We start from the raw sequence: 1,923 nt of genomic DNA, 5'->3' as shown, positions 1-1,923 counted from the left end.
GCCGCCGGCGGCGGTGTAGGTGGACAGCAGCGTCTTGAGCTTGGTGCCCTGCTCCGTCGCACTGGGGTAGGCATAGGTCAGTGCGCCCGTGGGGCACACGGTGGTGCAGGCGCCACAGCCCACACACAGGTTGGGGTTCACCTTGATTTGCTGGCGGCCCTTGTCGCTGCTGATGGCCTCGGCCGAGCAGATGTCCACGCAGGCATTGCAGCCCACGGTTTCGTTACGGCTGTGGGCGCAGAGCTTTTGTTTGTAGACAAAAAACTTGGGTTTCTCGAACTCGCCCACCAGCTCGCGCAGCTTGAGCAGCGTGCCCAGGTCCCGCCCGTCCCAGCGCAGGTAACCCTGCGGCAGCGCGTGCTGCAGGAAGGTAGGCGTGGCAGTGGATGAACGCAGGTCCAGCACCAGGTCAAAACGCTCGGTCTGCGCCGTGGTATCGCGGGTGAAGTCGATGGCGCCCGCCACCTGGCACACCTTCACGCAGGCGCGGTGCGACTGGCAGGCGGCCAGGTCGATCTGGTAATCCAGGCCAATGGCGTTTTCGGGACAGGCCGCCACGCAGGCGTTGCAGCGCGTGCACAGGTCCAGGTCGATGGGGTTGTCGGCCGCCCATTGCAGCTCAAACGCACCCAGCCAGCCGGTGAGGCCCGTGATGCGGCCACCCAGCACCGGATAGCGCCGCGCCTGCGCGCCACCGGCATTGCCAGGGCCTTGGGTGAACAGCGTCACATCCAGCACATCCGACACCAGGGCAGCCGCCTGCTCGGCCTGGTCGAGCGGTCCGATGATCAGCAAGCGGCCCGTGCTTTTGTAGGTGACCGTGGGTACGGGCGGAGGGTCGGGCAGCCGGGCGGCCGCCAGCAGCGCGGCGATCTTGGAGCTGGCCTTGGCGGCATCGCGGCTCCAGCCCCCGGTTTCGCGGATGTTCACAAACCGAATGGGCGACACCGCGCCCTCGGTCTGCTGGCCCAGGTCGCCAAACAGGCGCTGCTCCTGGGTGCAGGCCACCACCACGTCCTGCCCGGACTGGATGGCCGTTTGGAACGCCCCCGCGTCGCGCCGGCACAGGGTGGAGTGAAGGGTCAGGTCTTCATGCAGTGCCTCGCCCAGCGCCTTGGCGTTGAGGGGCATCGTCTGGTTGCAGTCGCAGATGAGCGTCGTGGTCATTGTGGGTATGGCTGGCTGGCGTGACCACCGCATCCTGGGCAGAGCGTGGGGCCACCTCAGGCTCGCTAGAGGGAACGCTAGGAACAGCGTTGCATACCCGGGACTGTGCCACGTCTGCGGGGCTTTGCGCCTCCGCATCATCCCGAGGCTGACTGTCCGGCGGGGATATTGCGGTCGCAGGGGCCGCGTCCGGCGCAGCATCACCTTGCAAACCCTGCGCAGCGGTCGCGGCCTTTTTCTCGTGGTCAAAAAAGCCCAGTGCATGCGCACTGGCCATCTTGCGCAGCATGCCTGCAGGCAGCGGGTCGGGCTGGGTGTAGTCGCCGATGTAGATGTCCAGGCCATCCATCACATTGAAGTGCGGGTCGGCAAACAGCTTTTTCATGGCCAGATTGCGCACCTCAGGCGACACGGCACGGGCCACAAACGGTTTGAAGTCGGACGCGGGCGTGAGCGCCTCAGCATCCGCCAACGTGGGCGGCGGTGGCACCTCCGGGGCAGGGACAGCAGGGGCTGCAGGCGCAACGGGCGCTGCCACAGCGGCCACCGGCTCGGGGGTTGCCACCTGGGGGGCAGGCGGCGGCGGGTCCTGCACGGGCTTGCCTGCCAGCACATCCTGCTTGCGCCGCGACCAGCGGCCGAGGAATCCGTCAGCCATGGTCGCCACCTCCTCGCGCGCCTCCCGCATGGCCACCGCCACCACCACCGCCACCGCCACCACGCGGCTTGTCGGTGGACACGGACGCGGGGTTGCCA

The 1,923-nt window shown here is 67.7% G+C and carries 2 protein-coding genes; both read right to left on the bottom strand.

The genetic code is table 11. The annotated features are described in order from the left end of the window. Positions 1–1,131: 4Fe-4S binding protein (locus tag DBR23_RS16100; RefSeq protein ID WP_146191352.1), on the bottom strand; the 1,131-nt coding region annotated here is incomplete at its 3' end. After that, positions 1,091–1,825, bottom strand: a complete 735-nt coding sequence (locus DBR23_RS16095) for a DUF3306 domain-containing protein (protein WP_108498910.1) — start codon at positions 1,823–1,825, stop codon at positions 1,091–1,093. The genes DBR23_RS16095 and DBR23_RS16100, both read right to left, overlap by 41 nt. Positions 1,826–1,923: the final 98 nt, after the last annotated feature.

This window comes from Acidovorax sp. HMWF018 (assembly GCF_003061035.1).
Lineage (GTDB): Bacteria > Pseudomonadota > Gammaproteobacteria > Burkholderiales > Burkholderiaceae_C > Acidovorax > Acidovorax delafieldii.
Note: the sequence above shows the minus strand (reverse complement) of the source record. Positions and strands in the feature narration are given on the sequence as shown.